Origin of the sequence: Roseomonas sp. 18066 (assembly GCF_902706185.1) — a bacterium.
Lineage (GTDB): Bacteria > Pseudomonadota > Alphaproteobacteria > Acetobacterales > Acetobacteraceae > Pseudoroseomonas.
Genome location: NZ_CACSJM010000290.1, coordinates 1 through 2,523 on the forward strand (window position 1 = coordinate 1; position 2,523 = coordinate 2,523).

3 protein-coding genes are annotated in these 2,523 nt (G+C 69.4%); 1 reads left to right on the forward strand and 2 read right to left on the reverse strand.

Annotation, left to right across the window (positions count from 1 at the left end; translation table 11 throughout):
• On the forward strand, positions 1-468 hold a 468-nt coding region (locus tag GVN67_RS28715; protein WP_160000716.1), incomplete at its 5' end, for a hypothetical protein.
• 99 nt (positions 469-567) lie between these two features.
• Here the strand turns inward: GVN67_RS28715 and GVN67_RS28720 are convergent.
• Both GVN67_RS28720 and GVN67_RS28725 read right to left on the reverse strand, forming a co-directional pair.
• Entirely contained in the window at positions 568-1,470 is a 903-nt protein-coding gene (locus tag GVN67_RS28720; RefSeq protein ID WP_160000717.1) for a polysaccharide deacetylase, read from the reverse strand.
• Complete coding sequence (locus GVN67_RS28725; RefSeq protein ID WP_160000718.1) at positions 1,467-2,258, reverse strand: SDR family NAD(P)-dependent oxidoreductase; 792 nt, start codon at positions 2,256-2,258, stop codon at positions 1,467-1,469. Before GVN67_RS28725 ends, GVN67_RS28720 begins: the two co-directional genes overlap by 4 nt.
• Between the last annotated feature and the right edge of the window lie 265 nt (positions 2,259-2,523).

Here is a 2,523-nt window from a genome sequence, read left to right on the forward strand (position 1 = left end):
GCCCCCGCCAAGTCGGGCAGCACGCCGCTGGTCTATGGGCTGGTCGGCGTCACCTGCGCCGCGGTGCTGATCATGGCCGCCCCCTGGCTGATCTCGCTGGCGCCGGGCCGCTTCTTCCAGGCGGCGCCGCCGCTGCCGGCGGCGGCCAGCCTGCTGGGCTATTCCAACGCCGCCGCCTTCCGCTCCGACCAGCAGGCGGCGCGCTCGGCGCTGAAGACGGTGATGTCCGCCGGCCCCGGCGCGCAGGAGCGCTGGCGCAATCCGGAGACCGGCAATCTCGGCCTGCTCTGGGTCGAGGGCCAGGTCGGCGGCGTCAGCGGCGATTGCCGCAAGGTCGTGCAGCGGATGAACGTTCACAGCGCGCTGTGGGAGACCAGCTTCACCAGCTGCCGCAACGGCGCCGGCTGGTCGGACGAGCTCGGCTGGGAGAATGCCGGCCGCCCGAGCCGCCCGCGCCAGGTGCGTTAGAGCGTGATGGCTTGAGGCGGAATCACCGAAAAGCCTGAATCACGCGATCTAACAAAACGCTAGGGAGACTTGGCTTCGTCCTTCCGAAGCCAGCTCGCCCTAGCTTTTCACGAAGCGCCGCGGCTCGACCGCCGGCGGCAGGATCGCCGGCACCGCGTGTCGTCCGGCATTCCCGGACGCCGCATGGAAGGCCGCGACCTCGCCGATGGTGGCCACCCAGCAGCCCGGCTCGGCGGTGACGCGGGACAGCAGCTTCTCCAGCACCGCCAGCCGCTGCGCCCGGCCGGAAATCCAGTCATGCACGGTCAGCACCATCAGCTGGCCCAGCCGGTGCAGCAGGGAAAACTCCTCCAGCCAGCTGTCCAGCACCGGGCCCGAGGCCTGGGGCGACCAGCGATCGGTGCCGCCGCCGGAATACTTGAAGAAGATGGCGTCATCGACCGCCCATTGAACCGGCACCTCGACCACGCCGGCGATGTCGTAGGGGTGGTCGAAGCCCATCAGCGAGCTGTCCCCCAGCCCCTGCCGCGCCAGCTCCGCCAGCATGCCCGGCGTCATCTCCCAGGCCGGCGAGCGGAACATCTTTGGCCGTTGTCCCGTCTGCTGCTGGAACAGCGCCAGGGAGGCGTCGAGCGCCGCGGTGAACTCTTCGTCGCTGCTCTCCGCGACGATCTCGTGGAAATAGCCGTGCAGCCCGATCTCATGCCCGCGCGCCAGCAAGGCGGGTAGCAGGTCGGGATTGGCCTCGGCCACGGCCCCGGGGACGAAGAAGCTGCCCTTCACCGCGAAGCGGTCCAGCAGGTCGAGAATCCGCGGCAGGCCCTGTCGCAGGCCGAAATGCCGCTGCTCCAGCTGGCCGAGCGTGCGCCGCGCGTCTTCCGCGCGGTTCACCCAGAGATAGGGGGCGTCGCAATCGACATCGACGCTGAAGCAGAAGGCGCTGTTCTTCCCATCCGGCCAGACATAGGCCGGGCGTGGGGAAAAATGCGGGGCGCCGCTCACAGCGCCGACTTCTTGTCCTGGTAGACCGCCATGGTGCCGATCGAATTGCCGCCATCGACCGACAGCGTGCTGCCGGTGACATAGGCGCCGGCGCTGCTGACCAGGTAGAACAGCGCGTTGCCGATATCGTCCGCCGAGGTGCCGCGGCCCAGCGGAATGCCGGCCGTGGTGTTGGCGACATGCGCATCCGTCAGCGGGCTGGCCGTGCTGCCGGGGGCGAAGCCGGGCTCCAGCGCATTGACCCGGATGCCGTATTCGGCGAGCTCCAGCGCGAAGCCTTTGGTCAGCCGCTCCAGCGCCGTCTTCGACACGCAATACGGCACCACCGAGCGCCGCATCTTCCGCGACGCGCCGGAGGAGATGTTGACGATGCTGCCCTTCACCCCCCCGGCCACCATCTGCTTGGCGATCGCCCGCGTCAGCAGGAAGGGCGCGCGCAGGTTGATGTCGAAGACCCGGTCCCATTCGGCGGCGTCGATGTCGAGCAGGAAGCCGGACGGATAGACCCCGGCATTGTTCACCAGGATCTCGGCCGCGCCCCAGCGGCGGCCGATCTCGGCGGCCAGGGCGTCGATGCTGGCCGCGTCGCGCAGGTCGCCAGCGAAGGCGAAGCCGCCCTCGCCCAGCGCGACCTCACCCGCCAGGGCGTCGAGCGCCGCCGCATTCCCATCCGTCGCGCACACCACGGCGCCCACCGACAGAAAACTGTCGACGATCCAGCGGCCGATGACGCCGCAGGCGCCGGTCACCACCACGCGCTTGCCGCGCAGGTCCTGGGCGAAATCCATGGGGGGCGTTCCTTCCTGGTTTGGTCGCCCTGCGCTACCCCTGCCGCGCAGCCCTGCCAAGCCCGGCGCAGGCACCCCTTTCCTAAATTTCACGGTGACCTTTGCCGGTGCGGGACATTATCTTGCTGCAGCGCAGCATAAGCAGGATCGCAAGGGCGCGCAGAACTGAAGGTGCCCTGATCGTGACCGATATGCCCCCTGGTTTGGCCGAGCTCGTGCGGCTGCGCCGGCGCTGGACCCGGCTGATGACCGGCGACCCCAGCCC

Coding starts and splice junctions, on each gene's coding strand:
- GVN67_RS28725 (WP_160000718.1), bottom strand. CDS start 2,258: ATGGATTTCGCCCAGGACCTGCGCGGCAAGCGCGTGGTGGTGACCGGC.